This is a genomic window from Xanthomonas sp. WHRI 6106, from assembly GCF_040202405.1.
GTDB classification, from domain to species: Bacteria; Pseudomonadota; Gammaproteobacteria; order Xanthomonadales; family Xanthomonadaceae; genus Xanthomonas; species Xanthomonas cannabis.
The window spans coordinates 352,327-373,925 of record NZ_JBEGFC010000002.1 but is presented as its reverse complement, the minus strand read 5'-3'; the positions used below and the strand labels follow the sequence as shown (position 1 = coordinate 373,925).

16 protein-coding genes are annotated in these 21,599 nt (G+C 66.7%); 8 read left to right on the top strand and 8 right to left on the bottom strand.

All coding sequences use genetic code 11. From position 1 onward, the window contains the following. Positions 1-330 precede the first annotated feature (330 nt). The gene (locus ABQZ09_RS04785; RefSeq protein ID WP_349776346.1) at positions 331-723 is read left to right on the top strand and encodes an endonuclease domain-containing protein; all 393 of its coding nucleotides are present in this window, start codon (positions 331-333) and stop codon (positions 721-723) included. Position 724: 1 nt separating this feature from the next. After that, positions 725-2,365, top strand: a complete 1,641-nt coding sequence (locus tag ABQZ09_RS04780) for an NAD+ synthase (protein WP_184367370.1) — start codon at positions 725-727, stop codon at positions 2,363-2,365. Here ABQZ09_RS04780 and ABQZ09_RS04775 read toward each other — a convergent pair. Continuing rightward, positions 2,359-3,348, bottom strand: coding sequence for a glycoside hydrolase family protein (locus ABQZ09_RS04775; protein ID WP_349776237.1), 990 nt, complete (start codon positions 3,346-3,348; stop codon positions 2,359-2,361). The two genes, ABQZ09_RS04780 and ABQZ09_RS04775, sit on opposite strands and share 7 nt — an antisense overlap. 264 nt (positions 3,349-3,612) lie before the next feature. Further along, entirely contained in the window at positions 3,613-4,494 is an 882-nt protein-coding gene (locus ABQZ09_RS04770) for an outer membrane protein assembly factor BamD (protein WP_184367363.1), read from the bottom strand. Between the two features lie 120 nt (positions 4,495-4,614). Here ABQZ09_RS04770 and rluD point away from each other — a divergent pair, with 120 nt between their 5' ends. The 4 genes from rluD to ABQZ09_RS04750 are packed head-to-tail and all read left to right on the top strand — an operon-like array spanning position 4,615 to position 7,447. Beyond that, positions 4,615-5,610, top strand: a complete 996-nt coding sequence (gene rluD, locus ABQZ09_RS04765) for a 23S rRNA pseudouridine(1911/1915/1917) synthase RluD (RefSeq protein WP_039405553.1) — start codon at positions 4,615-4,617, stop codon at positions 5,608-5,610. A 1-nt stretch (position 5,611) separates the two neighbouring features. Then, entirely contained in the window at positions 5,612-6,427 is an 816-nt protein-coding gene (gene pgeF / locus ABQZ09_RS04760) for a peptidoglycan editing factor PgeF (protein WP_349776236.1), read from the top strand. Positions 6,428-6,447: 20 nt separating this feature from the next. Beyond that, entirely contained in the window at positions 6,448-6,954 is a 507-nt protein-coding gene (locus ABQZ09_RS04755) for a DUF4166 domain-containing protein (protein ID WP_338121476.1), read from the top strand. A 25-nt stretch (positions 6,955-6,979) separates the two neighbouring features. Beyond that, on the top strand, positions 6,980-7,447 hold the full coding sequence (locus tag ABQZ09_RS04750; RefSeq protein ID WP_503018559.1) for a thiol-disulfide oxidoreductase DCC family protein: 468 nt from the start codon (positions 6,980-6,982) through the stop codon (positions 7,445-7,447). Positions 7,448-7,872: 425 nt separating this feature from the next. On the opposite strand, the gene ABQZ09_RS04745 is transcribed toward ABQZ09_RS04750, so the two are convergent. The 6 genes from ABQZ09_RS04745 to ABQZ09_RS04720 form a co-directional block, all read right to left on the bottom strand. Next, the gene (locus tag ABQZ09_RS04745; RefSeq protein WP_349776235.1) at positions 7,873-9,741 is read right to left on the bottom strand and encodes a methyl-accepting chemotaxis protein; all 1,869 of its coding nucleotides are present in this window, start codon (positions 9,739-9,741) and stop codon (positions 7,873-7,875) included. 525 nt (positions 9,742-10,266) lie between these two features. Beyond that, on the bottom strand, positions 10,267-12,702 hold the full coding sequence (locus tag ABQZ09_RS04740; RefSeq protein ID WP_349776344.1) for a membrane-bound PQQ-dependent dehydrogenase, glucose/quinate/shikimate family: 2,436 nt from the start codon (positions 12,700-12,702) through the stop codon (positions 10,267-10,269). Between the two features lie 717 nt (positions 12,703-13,419). After that, the gene (gene otsA / locus ABQZ09_RS04735) at positions 13,420-14,787 is read right to left on the bottom strand and encodes an alpha,alpha-trehalose-phosphate synthase (UDP-forming) (RefSeq protein WP_039405569.1); all 1,368 of its coding nucleotides are present in this window, start codon (positions 14,785-14,787) and stop codon (positions 13,420-13,422) included. Then, a complete protein-coding gene (locus ABQZ09_RS04730) occupies positions 14,784-16,562 on the bottom strand; it encodes a glycoside hydrolase family 15 protein (RefSeq protein ID WP_039405572.1) in 1,779 nt (592 codons plus the stop codon). Before ABQZ09_RS04730 ends, otsA begins: the two co-directional genes overlap by 4 nt. Positions 16,563-16,607: 45 nt before the next feature. Next, positions 16,608-17,366, bottom strand: a complete 759-nt coding sequence (gene otsB / locus ABQZ09_RS04725) for a trehalose-phosphatase (RefSeq protein ID WP_228314257.1) — start codon at positions 17,364-17,366, stop codon at positions 16,608-16,610. 133 nt (positions 17,367-17,499) lie between these two features. Next, positions 17,500-19,935, bottom strand: coding sequence for a TonB-dependent receptor plug domain-containing protein (locus tag ABQZ09_RS04720; protein ID WP_349776234.1), 2,436 nt, complete (start codon positions 19,933-19,935; stop codon positions 17,500-17,502). 202 nt (positions 19,936-20,137) lie between these two features. Between ABQZ09_RS04720 and ABQZ09_RS04715 the strand changes: the two genes are divergently transcribed. Continuing rightward, positions 20,138-20,611, top strand: coding sequence for a DUF3574 domain-containing protein (locus tag ABQZ09_RS04715; protein ID WP_047695101.1), 474 nt, complete (start codon positions 20,138-20,140; stop codon positions 20,609-20,611). Positions 20,612-20,622: 11 nt separating this feature from the next. Next, a complete protein-coding gene (locus tag ABQZ09_RS04710) occupies positions 20,623-21,507 on the top strand; it encodes an XAC2610-related protein (protein ID WP_503018479.1) in 885 nt (294 codons plus the stop codon). Positions 21,508-21,599: the final 92 nt, after the last annotated feature.

Here is a 21,599-nt window from a genome sequence, read left to right as displayed (position 1 = left end):
GGAGCAAGAGCAGGAGCAAGAGCAGGAGCAAGAGCAGGAGCAAGAGCAGGAGCAAGAGCAGGAGCAAGAGCAGGAGCAGGAGCCCGGTCATGTTCTCAAGCACGCCAGGTTTGTCGTTCCCCGGCAAATCGACGGAGCACACCGCGGTCAGGCAACTGCCGCCGCCCAAGCCCCCGCCGGCTGCGACACCCCCTCTCCCGCTTGCGGGAGAGGGGTAGGGGTGAGGGCAGCCTCCCACGCGGCGATCTCCCACGCCAAAGCGCCATCAACACCGATAGCGCCACCCGGGCAGTGCAAGCCACCTTGGCCATCCTCCTGCCGGAAATGTCCATGCGCCACGCCGCCAAGACCGGATTCGCCAAGCACCTGCGCCGTGAAATGACCGCCGCCGAGCGCGCGCTTTGGTATCGGTTGCGAGATCGACGCCTGCTCGGCTTCAAGTTCCGGCGTCAGTTTCCGGTAGGGCCCTATATCGTCGATTTCGTCTGCCTCGCCCGGGCATTGATCGTCGAAATCGACGGTAGCCAGCACCTGCTGCCCGGCGCGGACGCCACGCGCGATGCCTTCCTGCGCTGCGAGGGCTTCCAGGTGCTGCGCTTCTGGAATAATGCAGTTCTGGCCAGCGGCGACGACGTCTGCGAGATGATCGCGCGGGGTCTGCTTGCGGCTAGTTCCTTCCTTCCCGCTTCCGTGCTTCGGAAAACACACGCACAAGGCCGTTGACATGTCCCAGACGCTCCGCATCGCCATGGCCCAGTTCGACTTCCCGGTCGGCGCGGTGGCCCAGAACACCGATCGCATCATCGACTTCATCGCAGCCGCACGCGACGAGTTCGATGCGGACATCGTGCTGTTTCCTGAACTGGCGATCAGCGGCTACCCGCCGGAAGACCTGCTGCTGCGTCCGGGGTTCTTGGCGCATTGCGAACAGGCGCTGGCGCGGATTGCGGCCGCCACGCGCGGTATCGTGGCGGTGGTCGGCTGGCCGCAGAGTGCCGGCAGCGTGGTCTACAACGCCGCCAGCGTGTTGCGCGACGGGCGCATCGAGGCGACCTACCGCAAGCGCGAGTTGCCTAACTACGCGGTGTTCGACGAGCGCCGCTACTTCGACGTGGATCCGGATGGCGACAGCTGCGTGGTCACGGTCAAGGGCGTGCAGGTGGGCGTGGTGATCTGCGAGGACCTGTGGTTCGCCGAGCCGCTGGCCAAGACGGTACAGGCCGGTGCCGAGCTGGTGCTGGTGCCCAACGCCTCGCCGTACGAGCGCGGCAAGCACGCCCAGCGCGATGCGCTGCTGGCCGAGCGCACCCGCGAGAGCGGGGCGGCGATTGCCTACCTCAACGTGGTCGGCGGACAGGATGCGCTGGTGTTCGACGGCGCGTCGGTGGTGGCCGATGGCAACGGTACCGTGCACCCGGCCGCTGCCGCGTTTGTGGACCAATGGCTGGTGGTGGACTACGCGGCCGGCGAGCGCAGCTTCACCCCGGTGGTGTGGGTGGACGACGGCGACGAAAGCATGGACGCGCTGGCGTGGCGTGCGGTGGTGCGCGGGCTGCAGGACTATTGCCGCAAGAACGGCTTCAGCAAGGTGTGGCTGGGCCTGTCCGGCGGCATCGATTCGGCGCTGGTGCTGGCGATGGCGGTGGATGCGCTGGGCGGGGAGAATGTGACCGCGGTGCGGCTGCCGTCGCGTTATACCGCCAACCTGTCCAACGATCTTGCCGACGAGCAATGCCGCGCGCTGGGCGTCAAGCTGGAAACCATCGCGATCGAGCCGGCGTTCGAGGGGCTGCTCGCCGCGCTGGGGCCGATGTTCGAGGGCACCCAGCCGGACATCACCGAAGAAAACCTGCAGTCGCGCAGCCGCGGCGTGATCCTGATGGCGTTGTCCAACAAGTTCGGCGGGCTGTTGCTGACCACCGGCAACAAGAGCGAATACGCGGTGGGCTACGCCACCATCTACGGCGACATGTGCGGTGGCTATGCCCCGCTCAAGGACCTGTACAAGACCGAAGTGTTTGGCCTGGCCAAGTGGCGCAATACCGTGGGCGGCGCGCCGGTGATTCCGCCGGCGGTGATCGCGCGCCCGCCCTCGGCCGAGCTGCGCGACAACCAGACCGACCAGGATTCATTGCCGCCATACGACGTGCTGGACGGCATCCTGTACCGCTATGTCGATCAGGAGCAGTCGCGCGATGACATCGTCGCCGCCGGCTATGCAGCCGATACCGTCGAGCATGTGCTGCGGCTGGTGCGGCTCAACGAATGGAAGCGCCACCAGGCCGCCCCCGGTCCGAAGGTGTCGCGACGCGCGTTCGGTCGCGAGCGACGTTATCCGATCACCAATGGGTACTTCGGTCAGTAGGTTGCGGCGTCGTCGCTAGTCGCGGCCCCGGGTGCGGTGGCCGCCGGTCGGGCGAAGCGGGTAAGCAGGTCCAAGCTCGGCTTGGGACGCGCCAGGTCGTACATCAGGCCGAAATGGCCTTCCGGCCCCTGGATGGTGGTCTGGTCCAGCAACTCGTAGACGTTCACCTCGGCCACCACGTCGGCGTAGTTGTCGCGCACGGTGCGCAGCAGCTGCGCCAGGCTGTCGTAACAGCTGCGGTCGCCTTCGGTGCCGCCGCTGGTGTTGCCCGTGTAGATTTCCGCGCAGTTCAGCTCGTTGAAGAACACCGGGGTGTTATAGGTTTGCGCGGCAGCGCGCAGCTGGCCCAGATACAACTGCGTCCAGTAGCCGGCATCCTGGTGGAAGGCGTAGTAGTGGAAGCTGATGTGGTCAAAGTTGAAACCGGCCGCCTTGGCCTTGGCCAGGAACCATAGCGAGCCATTGCGGTCGCCCGGGCAACGCGCATTGGCGCTGCGGTCGTCGCTGTTGCAGGCGGTGATGTTGATGGTGAAGCGCAGCCCGGCGCCCAGCTCATTGGAGGCCTGGCGCATGCCCAGGTACATGGTGGTCATCGCGGCGATACGGGCATCGGCCTCGGCGCGCACCAGGTCCTGTTCGTTGCCGATCTCCCAGACCTTGATGTCGGCCGCATAGCGACGCGCCAGCTGGTAACCGATCTCGCGCGACATCGGATACACCATCGGGCGCAGGGTGATGCCGTACTTGCGCGCCAACGGGACCAGCGCATCCAGCGTGGCGAAATCGCGCGGGTCCACATCGAAACGGTAGCTGCGCAGATTGCGCGCGGCCAGCAGCTTGAAGCGGGCCTCGGCCTGGGCCATGGGATAGGCGGTGCGGCTGTCGTGGGCGTTGACGCCGTAGACGATGGGCGCCGCGGTGGCGGCCGTGGTCAGGCTGGCCAGCACCAGGACGAGCAGACACACAATGATGGGGCGTGACATGCGGCCTCCTTGGCTGGCACATGCGGGGAGTGGATCCTCTGTGCAGTCGAGTATAGGCAGCCGTCGCGACTTGTTCGGTGACCTGGCACCGGTTCCTGGCCATCGGCCGATCCGGAAAGCGCAAGCGCACCGCAGCGTGCAGAGAATTCACCGTCGAATGGCCGTCGCCAGCGGACAGCATGCACCTTGGGCGGCACACCAACGCACAACAAAAAGGGGCCTTGCGGCCCCTTCAGGAAGACATCCAGCCAACGATGCGCGATCTCAGTCGCGGCTCATCTGCGCGTTGCGCTGCCCGGTGGCTGCGGACTTCTCGCCGGCAAACGGGTTGAGCTTGCGGATGGCCCAGGGGTACTTCGGCCAGTTGCCGGTCAGCCACGGGTGCTGCGGGCTGTTGAGCTCGAGCACGCGGCGTGCGTCGGCGGCCAGGGTCTTGTTGCCCAGGTGCGTGTAGGCCTCGGCCAGCACGGCGACCGCATCGTATTGATAGGCGCTCTGCGGGTAGGTTTCCAGCAGGTAGTTGGCACGGCCGGCCGCCGACACCCACGCGTTGCGCCGCAGGTAGTACAGCGCGTTGTCCAGCTCATGCTGGGCGAAGATGTCGCGCAGTTCGATCATGCGCTTGCGCGCATCGGCGGCGTAACGGCTGTTCGGGTAGCGGTCGGTGACGGTGTTGAAATCGTTGTAGGCCTGCTGCGGCGAGGACAGGTCGCGGCGGCTCGGGTCCAGCGACCACACCCGGCGCAGGAACACCGTGTCGCGGTTGCTGTTGGCCAGCCCGCGCAGGTAGTACAGATACGAGATGTTGCGATGGGTCGGGTAGGTCCGGATGAAGCGGTCGACGCTGGAAACGGTGTCGTCGTGCTTGCCGGCCTTGTACTGCGCGTAGGCGGTTTCGATCATCGCCTGCTCGGTGTAGGGCCCATACGGGTACTGGGCGATCAGCCGCTTGTAGCTGGCTTCGGCGCCGGCCCAGTTGCCTTTCTCCATCAGGCCATGGCCCTTGCCATAGAGCTGCTCGACCGGCATGCCCTCGTCGGGATTCTTGTCCTTGGCGCCGCGGTGGCAGCCGGTGACGACGAACGCCATGACCAGCATGAGGGCAATCAGGCGCGCAGGCGCGGAAAACGTGGACCGTCGGATCATGGGTCTGGGCAGGACGCATCAGGAAAACGAAAGCGCGATGATAGCCTAGTGGCCTGTCCGGCGACTGACTCCTGCCGTCCGGACCCCCAAATTCCCGTTTTTGCCCGAGTGCCCGTGTCCATGTCCGACCCCTCCGCCGACTTCACCGACCCGTCCATCCGTCAGGCCACCGTGCCCGACAGCGCCGCAGGGCGCCGTTTCGATGCGGTGCTGGCCGAGCTGTTTCCCGAATTCTCGCGCTCGCGGCTGGCGGAGTGGATCAAGTCCGGCGATGCGTTGCTGGATGGCGAAATGGCGCGTCCGCGCGACAGCCTGCGCGGCGGCGAGAGCGTGCAGCTGCAGGTGGTGCTGGAAACCCAGACCCACGCCGCGCCGCAGGACATCCCGCTGAACGTGTTGTACGAGGACGACCAGGTGCTGGTGATCGACAAGCCGGCCGGCCTGGTCGTGCATCCGGGCGCGGGCAACCCGGACGGCACCCTGGTCAATGCGCTGCTGTTCCGCGACCCGGCGCTGTCGGCGGTGCCGCGCGCCGGTGTGGTGCACCGCCTGGACAAGGACACCAGCGGCGTGATGGTGGTGGCGCGCACCGTGCAGGCGCAGACTGCGCTGGTGGAGCAGCTGTCTGCGCGCGACGTGCATCGCCAGTATCTGGCGGTGGTGGTCGGTGCGCTGGTGTCCGGCGGCACCGCCAATGCGCCGATCGACCGCCATCCGCGCGATCGCCTGAAGATGGCCGTGCGCGACGATGGCCGCGATGCGGTCACCCACTACCGCCTGCGCGAGCGCTTCCGGGCGCATACCGCGCTGGAATGCCGTCTGGAAACCGGGCGCACCCATCAGATCCGTGTGCACATGGCCCACCTGAAATCGCCGATCGTCGGCGACCCGCTGTACGGCGGCGCGCTCAAGCTGCCCAAGGGCGCCACCGACGCGCTGGTGCACGAGCTGCGGACCTTCAAGCGGCAGGCACTGCACGCCGAAACCCTGGAATTCCTGCATCCGGTCAGCGGCCAGCCGGTGCGCGCCACCGCGCCGGTGCCGGCCGATCTGCAGCGCCTGATGACCGCCCTGCGCGAGGACAGCGCACGCGCGGCCGAACTGGCGCGTCGCTGACGTGACCGTGTCCGCGCCGTTCGTCCTGCCCGCCGACTGGCCGGCGCCCCCACGCATCCGGGCCCTGACCACCTTGCGCTACGGCCTGGGCGAATCGGTGCCCCCGTTCGACATGCTCAATCTGGGCAACCGCAGCAGTGCCCAGGGCGATGCGCCCGAGCGGGTGGAACGCAATCGGGCGCTGCTGGCGGATGCGCTGGCCTTGCCCAGCGCGCCGTGGTGGTTGCGGCAGGTGCATGGTGTCGAGGTCTTGCGGGTGGAGACGCCACCGCTCGGGTTGGTGGGGCAGCCAGGGGGCGGCGGCGATGCAATGCCGGGCGCGCACGAGCCCAGTGCCGATGCGGCGGTGACCGCGGTGCCGGGCGTGGTGCTGGCGATCCTGACCGCCGATTGCCTGCCGGTGGTGCTGGCTGCGCGGGATGGCAGCGAGGTGGCTGCCGCCCATGCGGGGTGGCGCGGGCTGGCCGACGGCATGCTGGAGCGCAGCGTCGCCGCCATGCGCACGCCGGCAGCGCAGGTCATGGCGTGGCTGGGACCGGCGGCAGGGCCAGACATGTACGAGATCGGCGAAGACGTGTTCAAGGCCTTCGTCGGCGACGACGTGCAGGCGCGGGTGGCGTTTGTCGCCACCCGTCCGGGCCATTGGCGGGTGGATCTGTATGCGCTTGCGCGGCAGCGCCTGCAGCGTGCCGGCGTGCCGGCTGCGGCGATTCATGGCGGCGGGCTGTGCACCATTGCCGATGCCGGGCGCTTTTTTTCGCATCGCCGCGATCGCCGCAGCGGGCGCATGGCCACGCTGGCCTGGATCGCGCCCTGAGCACGCCACTGTTCGCGCAGGTGCTGGGCCAGGCCGCATTCGCGCAACTGCCCGCGCCGGTGCGTGCGCTGCATTCGGTGCAGCAGCGGCAGACCTTCGCCGGCAGGGCGCAGATCCAGCGCGGGCGCCATGCCCTGGTGCCGTTGCTGGCGCTGCTGAGCCGCTTGCCACGCAGCGGCACGGTCGCGGTGGACGTGGAGTTTCTGGTCGATGCGCAGGGCGAGCGCTGGCATCGCCGGTTTGACGGCCTGCCGATGCATTCGAGGTTATGGCGGCATGGCCGTGCACTGCGCGAGCACCTTGGCGCGGTCCGGTTCGAGTTTGCGCTGCACGCCGATGCCGATGCGTTGTACTGGCAGGCGACGGGCGTGTGGGCGTTTGGCTGGATTCCGCTGCCTGCACGCTGGTTCGAGCAGGTGCGCTGCCGCGAGCATGCCGACACCGGCCGCTACGGATTTTTCGTCGACGTGCACCTGCCGCTGGTAGGGCCGTTCATTCGCTACGAGGGCTGGCTTGAACCGCGTTGATCCGCCGGGCGTTGAACGCGCCCACCTGGAGCCGGCGTGCCCGGAGCCGCCTCGTGGGGCGCCGCCCGGCGGGGAGCCACGCGCTGCGCCCGCAACCATCGTGTTCGATGGCGTGTGCCTGCTCTGCAACGGCTGGGTCAAATTTCTGTTGCGCCACGATCGACGCGGGCGCTATCGCTTTGCGGCGATGCAGGGCCAGGCCGGGCGCGCGCTGTTGCAGCAGCATGGCCTGGATCCGGACGACCCGCTGTCGTTCCTGCTGGTGGATGCCGAAGGTGCCTGGACCGACAGCGACGCGATCGTGCGGGTGCTGTCCGGGTTGGGCGGCTTCTGGCGGCTGGCCACGCTGGTGCGCGTGCTGCCGCGCGGTGTGCGTGACATCGGCTACCGCCTGATCGCACGCAACCGCTACCGCTGGTTCGGTCGCACCGAGCACTGCATGTTGCCGACCCCGCAGCAGCGCGAGCGGTTTCTGGACCAGCGCCCCAGCTAGACGTAGGAGCGCACCTGGGCGCGATCGGGCATTACCGATAAAGCTCCTTCGCGCCCGGGTGCGCTCCTACGACTGCGCGCTGATTTCTATGATGGCTTGTCGATACGGAGTGCTATTCGGCCGCGTGCGTTGGATCTGTGGTGGCGGACAGGCACGCCAGTCTAGTGTAGGAGCGCACCTGGGCGCGATCGGGCATTCCCGATAAAGCTCCTTCGCGCCCGGGTGCGCTCCTACGACTGCGCGCTGATTTCTATGATGGCTTGTTGATACGGAGTGCTGTTCGGCCGCGTGCGTTGGATCTGTGGTGGCGGACAGGCACGCCAGTCTGGTGTAGGAGCGCACCTGGGCGCGATCGGCATTACAGGGAAAGCTCGTCGCGCCCGGGCGCGCTCCTGCGGTGATGCTGCGCTTGGGGTGACGGCGGCTTACGCGGCTGCGTGTTTGAAGCTTGCGCGCGCTGCTTTCGGGTCGCCGCTGTGCGCGGCTTGCAGGCGGAAGATCGACACCGCATCGGCCAGTTCCACTGCCTGCTCTTCCAGGCTGCGCGCGGCGGCGGTGGCTTCTTCCACCAGCGCGGCGTTGCGTTGGGTCACTTCATCCAGCTGCGCCACGGTGCGGTTGACCTGCTCGATGCCGCTGGACTGCTCGGCGCTGGCCGAGGTGATCTCGCTCATGATGTCGGTGACGTGTTGGACCGAACCGACGATCTCGCGCATGGTCGCGCCGGCGCGGTGCACCAGGCCCGAGCCCAGTTCCACCTTGTCGGTGGAGTCGGCGATCAGCGTCTTGATCTCCTTGGCGGCATCGGCCGAGCGCCGCGCCAGGGCACGCACTTCCGAGGCCACCACCGCAAAGCCGCGGCCCTGTTCGCCGGCGCGCGCGGCTTCCACCGCGGCGTTGAGCGCCAGAATATTGGTCTGGAACGCGATGCCGTCGATGACGCCGATGATCTCGCCGATCTTGCGCGAGGCGGTGCTGATCTGGCTCATGGTGGCGACCACGTCGTCCATCACCTGGCCGCCGCTCTGGGCGACGTCACCGGTGCCCACGACCAGGCGATTGGCCTGCAGCGCGCTTTCGGCATTCTGCTTCACGGTGGAGGTGAGCTCCTCCATGGAGCTGGCGGTTTCTTCCAGGTTGGCGGCCTGTTGTTCGGTGCGCTCGGACAGGTCGGTATTGCCGGCGGCGATTTCCACCGCGGCCTGGCGGATGGTGTCGGACGCGGTCTGGATGCCGCCGATGATCTCGGTCAGGCGGCTTACGGTCTGATTGGTGTCGTCGCGCAGGCGCGCAAAGATGCCGTGCGCGTCGCCCTCCACGCGCTGGGTGAGGTCGCCTTCGGCCAGCGCGCCGATCACGCGCGCCAACGCGGCCAGGTGGGTTTCCACCGAGTCGTAGATGCGATTGATGCCCTGCGCCAACGACAGCAATACCCCATCCATGCCATTGATCTGCATGCGCCGGCTGAAATCGCCGGCTGCGGCGGCATCGATGATCTGGATCAGCGCCTGCTCGGCGTTGACCTGTGCGGTGACGTCCATCCACTGCGCAATGGTGCCGAGCTTGGCGCCGTCGGCCGCGATGATTGGGCTGTACACGAAGTCGATCTGACGGCCGAAGAACGGCGCACGCACCGCCTTGGATGCGGTCAATGCACGCATGCGGTCGATCGCGGCCTGGCTGTCCGGATAGATGTCGCCAATGCTGCCGCCAACGAAGCCTTCGGCATGGAAGCTGGGGCGGAAGCTCTGCACGTCCGGTTCGATCAGCTTGAGCATCGCGAGCAGTTTGCGGTTGGCGAACAGCACCTGGCCGTCGTCGTCCGCGATGCGGATCATGGTGTCCAGATCGTCGAGCGCCTTGATCACGAACTGGCCGTGGCGCAGGCCCTGTTCCATCACATCGAGGCGGATGGCGAGCTTGTCCTGGGTGTCCTGCAAGGCATGCAGCAGCGGCGCGAGTTCGCCAGAGGCGGTGCGCAGGTTCAGGCGGTGGAAGCGGCCTTCGCCGATCGCGATGACCGCGCGCACGGCCTGTTGCAGATGCATGTTGCTGCGACGTCGCGCCCACCACCACAGGCCGGCGCTGGCCGCGCCCAGCACCAACAGAGCGGGGAGCAGCGTCGCCAGGGCGCTTGCCGGACCGCCGGGCACCAGCGTGGCGGCGTAGAGCGTCAGCAAGGTCAGCAAGCCGATCTGTGCAGCGGCGGGCAGCCCTGCAGCCCAACGGGTGCGCGCGACGTCGGGACCGGCCGGTGGGCGGGCAACGGGGGCGGCATCATGTGAGGGCGACATAGGCTGAGTCCAACTGGATGATCTGAGGGAATGGATCGGTGTCCGGCAGTGCGGGGCTGCAAAGGGGTATCGGCGGCTGAGCCCGAATCATGATGGCGTGAAGGTGCCGTCTATCGGAATGAGGCGAAGTAAATCCTAAAGTGCAGGAAATCGTTGATTTGGAAGCGGTTTCAGTCGGTTTGACGCCGTAGTAGGGAACGGGGTATGTGTTCGCGCCAACCTCTAGATGTAAATTTCGGGTGAAAATTGCGGTGTCGCTCCACGCTGTTCGACGTCGTGTGGCAGAGCGTCGTGATGACATGGCTGCGCGCTTTGGAACGGCCGAGCCAGCCGACCTTGTGCGGGGACGTGCGACTGCTGCGCGGCGACGTGCAAGGCCCACCAGAAAGAGGTCGGGCAGATCGCCTGGCCGGCTCCGGTACCCAAGCCCATGAGGCAATGCGTCCGCTCGGTGCGGCAGACCATAAAAAAGCCGGCCGTCTCACGACGGCCGGCTTGTGTGTCACTGCATCGTCAGGCAGGCGCTTATTTCGCCGGGGCGGCCGGTGCATCGTCCGGCAGGGCCCAGGCGATCACGCTGTCGCCCGACTTGGTTTCCATGCGGTCGTGCCCACCCACCGCGGCCACGATGTACTGCTTGCCGTCGATGGTGTAGCTCAGCGGGGCCGCCTGCGGGCCGGCCGGCACGCGGGTCTCCCAGACCTGCTTGCCGGTGCGGGTGTCGAAGCCGCGCAGGAAGTCGTCCAGCGTCGCGCCGATGAAGGTCACGCCGCCAGCGGTGGTCAGCGAGCCGCTGTTGTTGGGGGTGCCGATCTCGAACTTGGTCTTGGACGGGATCCCCATCGGGCCCTGGTCGTAACCGGTGCCCAGCGGACGGCGCCACAGCACCTGCTGAGTACGCAGATCCACGCCGGCGATATAGCCCCACGGCGGTGCCACACACGGCGTGTTGAGCGGCGACATCCACGGCTCCTTGCGGGCGCCGTACGCCAGACCCTTCTGTGCCATGTAGCCCGGCGTCTTGCTCTTGCCGTCGAACACCGACACCACGCCCAGCTCGTCCATCTTTTCGCGGGTGTAGACCTGCAAGGTGTAAGGCAGGCGATTGCTGTTCATCACCATGATGCCGCGCTGCAGATCGACCGAGACGCCGCCCCAGTTGATGCCGCCGTGATTGCCGGTGAAGGCCAGCGAGCCCTGCAGGGTCGGCGGGGTGAACATGCCTTCGTAACGCAGTTGCTTGAACTGGATACGGCAGGCCAGCTGGTCGAACGGCGTCATGCCCCAGGCATCGGATTCGATGATGGTTTCGACCTCACGGCTCGGCGCGCCCACGGTATTGGGCATGCCCGGCGAGATCGGCTGGGTGGCCGCGGTCCAGTCGCCATGATCGGTGCCCTGCGGCACCGGGATCTGCTTGACCGGCATGATCGGCTCGCCGGTAGCGCGGTCCAGCACGAAGACCTGGCCGGACTTGGTGGCCTGGATCACCGCAGCACGCGTGCCGCCGCCAGCCACCGGCCAGTCGACCAGGTTCGGCTGCGGGCCGATGTCGTAATCCCACAGGTCGTGGTTGACGGTGCGGAAATGCCAGCGTTCCTTGCCGGTGGACGCGTCCACGGCCACCAGCGAGGCGGTGTATTCCTCGTCCTGCGGGGTGCGGCCCTTGCCGAAGAAATCGCCCGAGGCATTACCGGTGGGCAGGTAGACCAGGCCCAGCTCATCGTCGGCGGCCATCAGCGACCACACGTTCGGGGTCGAGCGGGTGTAGGTCTGGCCGGCCGGCGGCTCGGCGGTGATCGCCGGGTTGCCCAGGTCCCAGGCCCAGCGCAGCTGGCCGGTGAGCGCATCGAAGCCACGTACCACGCCCGACGGCGCATCGCCTTCCTGGCCGTCACGCACCTGGCCGGTCGGCTGGATCACCACGCCGCGCATCACCACCGGCGGCGAGGTCGGGCCGACGAAGCCGGGCTTGGTGTTGCCGGTGCCGGCATTCAGATCCACATAGCCGTTGTTGCCAAAGCTGGCGCACAGCTTGCCGGTCTGCGCGTCCAGCGCACCCAGGCGGCCATCGACCATCGGCCAGAAGATCCGGGTCGGGCACTCGGCGGTGCCTTCCGGCGCCTGGTAGTACGACACGCCACGGCAGGTGGTGGCGGCTACGCCGGCCATTGCCTTGGGATTGGTCTGCGGATCGAAGCGCCAGCGCTCCTTGCCGTTGGCGGCTTCCACCGCGATCACCTTCTGGGTGGGCGTGCAGATGTAGAGCAGCTCGCCGACCTTGAGCGGGGTGTTCTGGAAGGCGTAGCCCAGTTTGGAATCCTTCGGCTTCAGGTCGCCGGTGTGGAACTCCCAGGCAATCTTGAGATTCTTGACGTTGTCCGGGGTGATCTGGGCGCCTGGCGTGTAGTGGTTGGACAGGTTGGAGCCGGCATAGGCGGTCCAGTTGCTGGCGTCGTGGTTGGCCGCCACATTGCCGTCCGGGCTGGGCACGTTGCCGCGGCTGAAGGCGGTCGGGTTGGCGGCCTGCTTGGAGGCATCGGCCAGCTCGACATTGCGCGGCAGGAACAGCGGCCACAGGATCAGGCCGGCGCCCAGCACCGGCAGCACGCCGGTGACAACGGCGTAGCCGACACCGGACAAGGGCTGCATGCGGCGACGCGCCACGCCCCAGAACGGCAGCAATACCAGGCCCAGTACCGAGATCCAGGCCAGACGCGGGACCAGGCCCCAGCCGTCCAGGCCCACTTCCCACAGCGCCCAGGCGATCGTTGCAGCCAGCGTGGCGCCAAACAGCCACAGGCCGGCGCGCTTGCCCAGTGCCAGCAGCACACCGGCCGCCAGCAGGGCGATGCCCGCGAGCAGGTAGTACCAGGAACCACCGACGGCCACCAGGCGGCCGCCTTCGTAGGCGAGCACCGCACCGAGCACGGCGATCACCACCGCATAGGCCACCAGCAACCAGGTGCCTAGCCCACGTTTTGAGGATTGATCAGTCATTTTGAGATGTCAGGAAGGACTTGGGGCCGCACCGGGCGACAAGTCGTGGAGGGAGAGAGGTCGCCCGTTGGCACAGGGCTGCCGGCGACCTGGATATGAACGCGCAGCCCCTCCCAGGGTCCTCAGCGCTACTCATGTGAATATTTTAGACCTCCGCGCGCTGCCTGTCCGTGACGGAATGGGAACCACCGTTCCAACCTGCACGTCCGGTGCACCGGATTTGCATGGAAGTCGGAGATCCCAATGCGGCATGGGCACGCATCGGGTTGATGACCGGCGCCTACTCTGGGGATGGTGGCTGCAAGCATCGGTGGCCATTCACCAGCGTCGGGAAGGGATCGAATCGTTTGATCCGGCGGTGGTCATGCTCGAGGCCTCGCGTTGTCGCGTTTTGGCGACAAACGTCGGGGGCCTTCTTCAGCCGTCCCCTCATCCGCCCTTCGGGCACCTTCTCCCGGTGGGAGAAGGGAGCGCTGTCGCATCGGGCACCTTCTGCCGGAGGGGAAGGGAGCGGTATCGCATCGGGCACCTTTTCCCGGAGGATCCCGGAGGAGAAGGGAGCGGTATCGCATGCGTGTCGTGCAGCGGGGGGCAAATGGCGCGGGCTCCGCCGCAACGCTGAAACAGTACCCTCGTCCCTTATCGGCCCTGCAGCGCCTTCAGCTGTAGGAAGAGAGGTCAAACGTCGGCCAGCGCCTGCAAATAACGCTGGCGCCAATCGTTGATGTTGTTCTTGCGCAGATGATCCATCATCGCGCGCCACCGCTCGATGCGCGTTGCCAGCGGCATGCTGGCCGCTGTCGCGATTGCATCGGCCACACCGTCCAGATCGTGCGGATTGACCAGCAGCGCTTCCTTCATCTCGTCGGCTGCACCTGCCAATAGCGACAACACCAGCACGCCCGGGTTTTCCGGATCCTGTGCCGCCACGAATTCCTTGGCGACCAAATTCATGCCATCGCGCAGCGGTGTGACCAGGCCCACCGACGCGGCGCGATAAAACCCGGTCAGGGTGGCGTGGCTGAAGTTCTGGTTGACGTAGCGCAACGGCGTCCAGTCCGGACCCGCATGCCCACCGTTGATATGTCCGGCAATCTGTTCCAGCTGCCCGCGCAACTGACGATATTCGGCCACATCGCCACGCGACACCGGTGCGATCTGCAGATAGGTGAGGCTGCCGGATTGGTCCGGATAGCGTTCCAGGTAGCGTTCGAATCCCTGGAAGCGTTCCGGCAGGCCCTTAGAGTAATCCAGCCGATCCACGCCGATGGCCAGCTGCCGACCGCGCAGGCTCTCGCGTAGGTCGCGTACCGCCTGCTTGCCGACTGCGGCCTTGGCCTGGGTGGCGATCAGATCGGTGTCGATGCCGATCGGGAACGACGATGCGGTGAAGCGACGCCCGCCCGGACCTTCGACCAGATCGCCTTCCAGGATGCGGCCGCCACCGAACAGGCGCACATAGGCCTTGAAGCGTTCGGCATCGCGCTGGGTCTGGAAGCCGACCAGATCGTAGGCATAGAAGGTGCTGAACAGGCGCGCGTGATCGGGCATGGCCTGCACCAGGTCGGCCGAGGGCATCGGCACGTGCAGGAAGAAGCCCATCTTGCAGCCCACACCCAGCTCGCGCAGCATCGCGCCCAGCGGAATCATGTGGTAATCGTGGATCCACAAGGTGTCGCTGTCTTTCAGCAACGGCGCCAGTTTTTCCGCGAACAGGCGGTTGACGCGCATATAGCCTTCGCGCGTGGCCCGGTCGTAATCGACCAGGTCCAGGCGGAAGTGCAGCAGCGGCCACAACGTGCGATTGGCAAAGCCGTTGTAGTACGAATCGATGTCGCGCTTGTTGAGGTCCATGGTGACGAACTTGATGTCACCTTCGGTCTGCTCGTGCATGCCGCCGCTGTCGCCGCGCACGGTCTTGCCGCTCCAGCCGAACCACACGCCGCCGCGCTCCTTGAGCGCTGCCAACAACCCGACCGCCAGACCGCCTGCGCGATTTTCGCCGGGCACTGCAACACGATTGGATACCACCACCAAACGACTCATGACGCCTCCTGCCAGCTCCGCGACAAGCGCATCGCTGCGATGATCAAACCGACATGCGAATAGGTCTGAGGGAAGTTGCCCCAGGCTTCGCCGTCTTCGAACGATAGATCTTCCGACAGCAAGCCGAGGTGATTGCGGCGCGAGAGGATGCGCTCGAACAATTCACGCGCCTCGTCCTTGCGGCCGATCGCGGCCAGCGCATCGATGTACCAGAACGTGCAGATGGTGAAGCTGGTTTCCGGCTCACCGAAGTCATCCGGTGCGATGTAGCGGTACAGCGCATCGCCATGCTTGAGCACGCGGCCAACGGCTTCGACCGTGCGCACGAAGCGGGTGTCGTCGTTGGCCACGATGCCGATATCGGCCAGCAGCAACAACGAGGCATCCAGCCGATGGCCGCCGAGGGTATCGGTGAAATGGCCGTGTTCGTCGCTCCATGCCTCGGTCAACACGCGTTCGCGGATGCTGTCGGCGCGCTCGCGCCAGTAGGCCACGCGCTCGGGCAGCACCAACCGGTCGGCGATCTTGGACAGGCGGTCGCAGGCGGCCCAGCACATCGCGGCGGTATAGGTGTGCACTTCGGCGCGGCCGCGGAACTCCCAAAGACCGGCATCGGGCACGTTGTGCAGCGCGTAGGCGCGCTCGCCCAGCGGCTCCAGCCGGCGGAAGGTGTCGGCATCGCCCTGGTCCTTCAGGCGCAGGTCGAAGAACAACTGCGTGGAGGCCAGCACCACGCTGCCGTAGACATCGTGCTGCTGCTGGATCCAGGCCAGGTTGCCGCGTCGCACTGGACCCATGCCGCGGTAACCGTCCATGGTGTCGACTTCATGCTCTTCCAGCTGCGACTCGAAGCCGATGCCGTATAGCGGCTGCATGGTGCCGTCGCTGGTGGCGATGTTGAAGATGTAGCCGATGAACTGCTCCATCGTGCGGGTGGCGCCGAGCCGATTGAGTGCGCGCACCACGAAGGCGGCATCGCGCAGCCAGCAGTAGCGGTAGTCCCAATTACGCGGGGTATTGGGCGCTTCCGGAATCGAGGTGGTCATTGCGGCAATGATGGCGCCGCTGTCTTCGTATTGGCACAGCTTGAGCGTGATGGCGCTGCGGATCACCGCTTCCTGCCAGTCCAGCGGGATGGACAGATAGCGCACCCATTCGCGCCAGTATTCTTCGGTGCGCTCCTGCGCTTCCTGCACATAACCGGTGAGCGAACGGGTCAGCGATTCGTCCACGCCCAGCACCAGGCTCACCGGATGGCTGAGCACGAACGGGAGCCCGTCGCGGACGAAGCGTACCGGCACGTCGGTGGTCAGGCGCAGGGTGAACTCCGGCAACACCCAGCGGATATGGTTGCTGCCCCAGGTGGTGTCCGGCGTGCGGCCGCCCCAGTCGGCCAGCGGGCGGGCGCGCACCACGATGCGCGGGTTGCCGGCCAGCGGGCGGATCTGCCGGATGATGCTGACTGGCCGATAGAAACGGCCGTTATTGCGCCAGCGCGGAGCGAAGTCGATGACTTCCACCTCGCCGCCGTGGCGATCGCGCAATACGGTGCGCAAGACAGCTGTATTGGGCAGGTAGTGCTGCTCGCTGCTGGCGAAGTCTTCCAGCTCCACGGCAAAGTCGCCGCCTTCGGTCTTGGGCGAGAGCAGCGTGCAAAAGGCCGGATCGCCATCGAAGGCGGGCAGGCAGCTCCACACCACGCGTGCCTGTCGATCGACCAACGCGCCAAAGCTGCAATTGCCGATGACGCCCAGATCCAGGTTTGGCTCGGTCATGAAGTGCAAACGTTCCTGTAGTGACGAGAGGAGGCGCGCCTGCGGTTATGCGGTGCGCGCGTTGTGTTGCAGCCAGGCGTGCACGGCGGCGGTACCTGTAACGCGGAAGCGCGCGCTGGTCTGCGCACGATCGCCGACCAGCACGCTCCACCCGCCGAGGCGATTGGCCGCCTCGAACCCGAATTCATCGGTAAGGTCGTCGCCGACGAACACCGGGGTGCGGCCGGCGAAGGCGCCTTGCTGCATCAGCTGTTCGACGGCCAGGCCCTTGTTGCTGCCTTCGGGCACGAATTCGACGACATGGTCTCCGGGCTGCAGGCGATAGCCGGGCAGCTGGGCGATTTCCTGCTGCGCAAATGCCAGCACGTCGGGACCGGCAAGTGGTTGCGCGCGCCAGTGCAAGGCCACGCTGACGCCCTTGTCTTCGACCAGAACGCCCGTATGCGTGTGCGTGAGTGCAGCGGCCCGCTGATGCAGGCCATGCAGAAAGGCGGAGGTGTCCTGCGGCATGGCGGCGCGCGCATCGACATCGCTGCGCAGTTCATGTCCGTGCAGGCCGGCAGCCGGGAGCACCAGCGGCGCGAACAAGGCGTCGAGCTGCGACAGCGGTCTGCCGCTGACCAGCGCCACCGCGCCGTTGAGGCGATCGCTCAGGCGCTCGATGGCTTCGCGGACCTCGGGCAGGAGCCGCACAGCCTCGGGGCTGTCGGCAAAGTCGATGAGGGTACCGTCCACGTCCAGAAACAATGCGCAGGCATCGTCCAGCAATGGCGGCGAGGGAAGGGGGGAGTGCACGTCTGCCATCGCGCTAGTGTGCGCAAGGCGGTGTGATATTCAGGTTATGCAACGGCGGGGATTGGGAATTCGGGAGTGGGGATTCGCGACGATCTGCGCTTGCCAATCCTGAAAATCCCGAATCCGCCAATCCCGGCGTTAGTTAGAACGAGTACCGCACCCGCCCATACCAATACGCGCCGTTGCTGCCGATCGGCGAGAGTACGTCGTAGGGCAGGTTGCCGAAGTAGGCGATGTCGTCGATGGAGCGGTCCGAGTAGTTGTCCAGGATGTTCTGCCCGCCGATGGCCAGCGTCCATTGCGTGCCCAGGTGATATTCCGCTTCCAGGTCCAGCTGCCACTCCGCGCCGTAGGTCTGACGCGGCACGAAGCCGCCACCGAAGTCGAACACGCGGGTGGCGCTGCCGTAGCGGTTGACGCGCGTCTGCAGGTTCCAGCGTTCGTTGCTCCAGTTGGCCGCGAGCGCGGCACGGGTGCGCGGTGCGGCGTCGGTGAGCGTGTTGCTTTCTTCCACGCCGAACAGCACGTAGTCCGGGTTCAACGCCAGCACCTGCGCCGGGGTGGCGATGATGTTTTCCAGTTCGGTCTTGGCGTAGCTGTAGGTGCCGGTGAGCAGCAGGTCGCCGCCGAAGGCGTACTGGCGCCAGTTGGCGACCAGCTCGGCGCCGCGGGTGCGGGTGTCGGCGGCATTGAGGAAGTAGCTGGCGCTCTGTACGCCGGTGACGCCGAAGTTCTGCTGCACGAAGCTGGTCAGCGCATCGCCGGTGATGTCTTCGGACAGCGCGATGCGGTCGTCGATATCGATCTGGAAGAAGTCCAGCGACAGGTCGAAGTGATCGCCCAGCTTGCTGGTGAAACCCAGGCTGTAATTGACCGACTTTTCCGGCTTCAGGTCGGTCGCACCGAGCCTGCGGGCGATGGGGTTGTTGACCGACAGCAGGCGGCCCTGAGTGAGGCGGCCGGCGGCGTCGTAGCCGGTGGAGGTGGCTTCGTAGCCGATCTGGCTGAGCGAGGGCGCACGCACGTTGTTGGAGATGGCGCCGCGCAGCGCAAACGCCGGGGCGAACGCATAGCGCGCAGCCAGCTTGCCGGTCCACTGGCTGCCGAAATCCTGGTAATGCTCGTAGCGGCCGGCCAGATCGGTGGAGAACTTGTCGCCGAACTGGCTGGACACGTTGGCGTAGGCACTGGCCACGTTGCGCGACAGGTCGGCTTCGTCCTGCGGGGTGAGCCCGCCGCCGGCTTGCGAGCCGGTGGGGCGGTCGGTGAACGGGCCGGCGGCGTAGCTGGCCGGGTCGCCGGCATGGGTGCGGTACTGCTCGCGGCGGAATTCGGCGCCGGTCCCAAAGGTATGGGTGCCGCCGGCCGCATCGAACACGCGGGTCAGGTCCAGGTTGCCAACCGTCTGCGAAAACGCAAAGTCGCCGGTCTTGAAGCGTGTGGTGCTGGTGGGGCCGAGCGAGGCATTGAGCGAATTGCGCAGGCGGTAGGTGAAGTCGTTGCGGCCGTGGTTGACGCTGGCGTCATAGTCCCAGTTGCCCCACTGCCCACGCGCACCGGCGACGATCTGCAGGTCGCGGTTTTCGCCTTCGGAAATCGGGCGGAAGCCGTTGGGGTAGATCTCGCGCCAGTTGGCGCTGCTGTCGGGGTAACGGAAGTAATTGGCGCCTTCGGTGTCGCGCTGGTTGTAGGTGCCGAAGGCGTAGAACTCGCCGCTGTCGCTGAAGGGCACCTTGGTGTTGAGCCAGGCATTCAAGCCCTTGGTGGCGCCGTCGCCGAGCACGTAATTGCGCTGCCCGGCCAGCGCCAGGTTGGCCGGGGTCTGCTCCTCGAACGGCGGGATCTGGTCGAAGCCGGCGCGGTTGGTCGCCTCGCGGTTCTTCAGCTCCAGGCCCACCTTGAAGAAGCCGCCGTCATCGCCGAGCAGCGAGCCGACCTTGGCGCTGGCGTAGCTGGTCTGGCCGTCGGTGACGCGGCGATTGATCGGCTCCACATCGGTGTTGTCGGCGCCGAAGCTGGCTTCCAGCTCGCCGCGTTCGGGGTTGTCGTCCAGGATGACGTTGATCACCCCGGCAATGGCATCGGAGCCGTACTGCGCGCCGGCGCCGTCGCGCAGCACCTCGATGCGCTTGATCGCGTTGATCGGGATGGAATTGAAATCCACGGGCGTGGTGCCCTTGCCGATCTTGCTGTCGGTGTTCACCAGCGCCGAGGTGTGGCGGCGCTTGCCGTTGACCAGCACCAGTACCTGGTCGGGCGAGAGTCCGCGCAGCTGGGCGGCGCGGATGTGGTCGGCGCCACCGGAGTTGGACTGGCGCGGGAAATTGAACGAGGGCAGCAGCGCCTGCAGTGCACTGCCCAGTTCGCCGTTGACCACGCCGGCCTTGCGGATGTCTTCGGCGGTGAGCACGTCCACCGGCACGGTCGATTCCAGCACGGTGCGGTCGCTGGCCCGGGTACCGGTGACGATCACGGTGTCCAGGGTGGTGGCGCCGGGGTCGGCCTGCTGGGCCTGCGCATTGGCGCTCAGTGCCGCGGCCACTGCCAGGCCGATCACCGAAAGGGTGGGGCGGGTCATGCTCTCTCTCCTGCAACTGCAACGCGCCACGCGGTTGGCATCCAGCCGGGCTGGGGCGCAAAGGGGTCGGATTGTCCACATTCATCCGGATGGAGAGATATTATCGCGTTGTTCAGGCCGGCGCGAGGTGGCACAGTGCGCGCACGCCGGCATCAGCTGATGCCCGGCCTGCATGAGCCTGCCCCCCGATCCGGAGAAGTCGATGAAGTTGCTGCCGTCCTGCCTGCTTGCCGCCACGCTGGCGTTGTCCGCCTGCGCCACCACGCCCGGCGGTGCGCCCGCAGCGGCCACCGCCAGCCTGCAGGGCGATGCGGCGCGGCCGGCGGCGGCGCGGGGTTGGGTGCGCAGCGAGCTGTATTTCGGCGTGGGCGAAGAAACCGGCCCGGCCGATCGCCCGCAGACCCGCACCATCGACGAAGCCCAGTGGCGCGCCTTCCTGGACAAGGAAGTGACCCCGCGATTTCCGGACGGACTGACCGTGTTCGATGCCTACGGCCAGTGGTTGTTCCGCGGCGCCAAGGAGCCGAACCGGCTGGGCACCAAGGTGCTGGTGATCCTGCACGAAGACACCCCGCAGCGGCGTAACGACATCGAGGCGATCCGGCTGGCCTGGAAGCAGGCCACCGGACACCAGTCGGTGCTGTGGTCGCGGCAGGCGGTGGAGGTGTCCTTTTGAGGGCATCGCGCATGGTGACCAACAGGCCGCGATGGCGATGGCCGCACGCCCATCGCGGCGTGCCCGCGTTCCTGTTCGTGGCGCTGGGAGCGTTCACCGGCGCGGCGACTGCGGCCGACGATACCCGCGTGCAGGTGCGCATCGATGCGCAGACCCAGGCCACCGCCACGTTGGTCGGCACGCGCTTACAGGTGGTGCTGTCGCCGGGCGGCAGTACACAGTGGCTGGACGCGGATGTGGATGACGGCGAAGGCGGGAGCGCTCTGCGCAGCGACGACTACGACTTCGACGGGCACCGCGATCTTGCGGTGACCGCGATGCTGGGCCAGGTCAATGAAGCGACGCTGGTGTTCCTCTTCGACCCGGTACGACGGCGCTTTCAGCCGCTGGCCGCGCCAACGCGCCCGGCGGTGCAATGCGATGGGCTGTGGAATCTGACCCCCGATGCCAAGGACCGCAGCCTGACCAGCTCCTGCCGTAGCGGGCCGATGTGGTACAGCGACCAATATCGCTATAGCGCTGGCCGGCTCTATGTCTATCGCTCCCAGCAGCCGATCAACGCGCCGGACATCCAGGCGTTGCTTGGGCGCGACGGCGACGACGCGTATCCGCTGTCGGTGTGGTCCACCTTCGACCCGCAGGGCGTCGTGATCGCCACTGCCATCGGCGAAACACTGGAGTCGCCGATGCCGGTGCAACTGCGGGTGCAGGTAGCGCGCCTGCCCTTCTACGCCACGGCAACCGCGTCCACGACGCGGCGTTATCTGGTGCGCGGCGATCGCGCCGACGCGCTGGATGTCAGCGCCGATGCCACGCGCATCAAGCTACGTTACCGCAGCGCCACGGCAGGCGACATGCTGGGCTGGGTGAGTGTGGACGCCTTGCGCCAGCAGTAGCCCGCAGGCATCCAGCTGATTGGTTGGGCCGGCGCGGCCACGGCGCTGAATCGGCACTGGCAGCCGTGCGATGCGCTGCAAGCGAGCCTGCA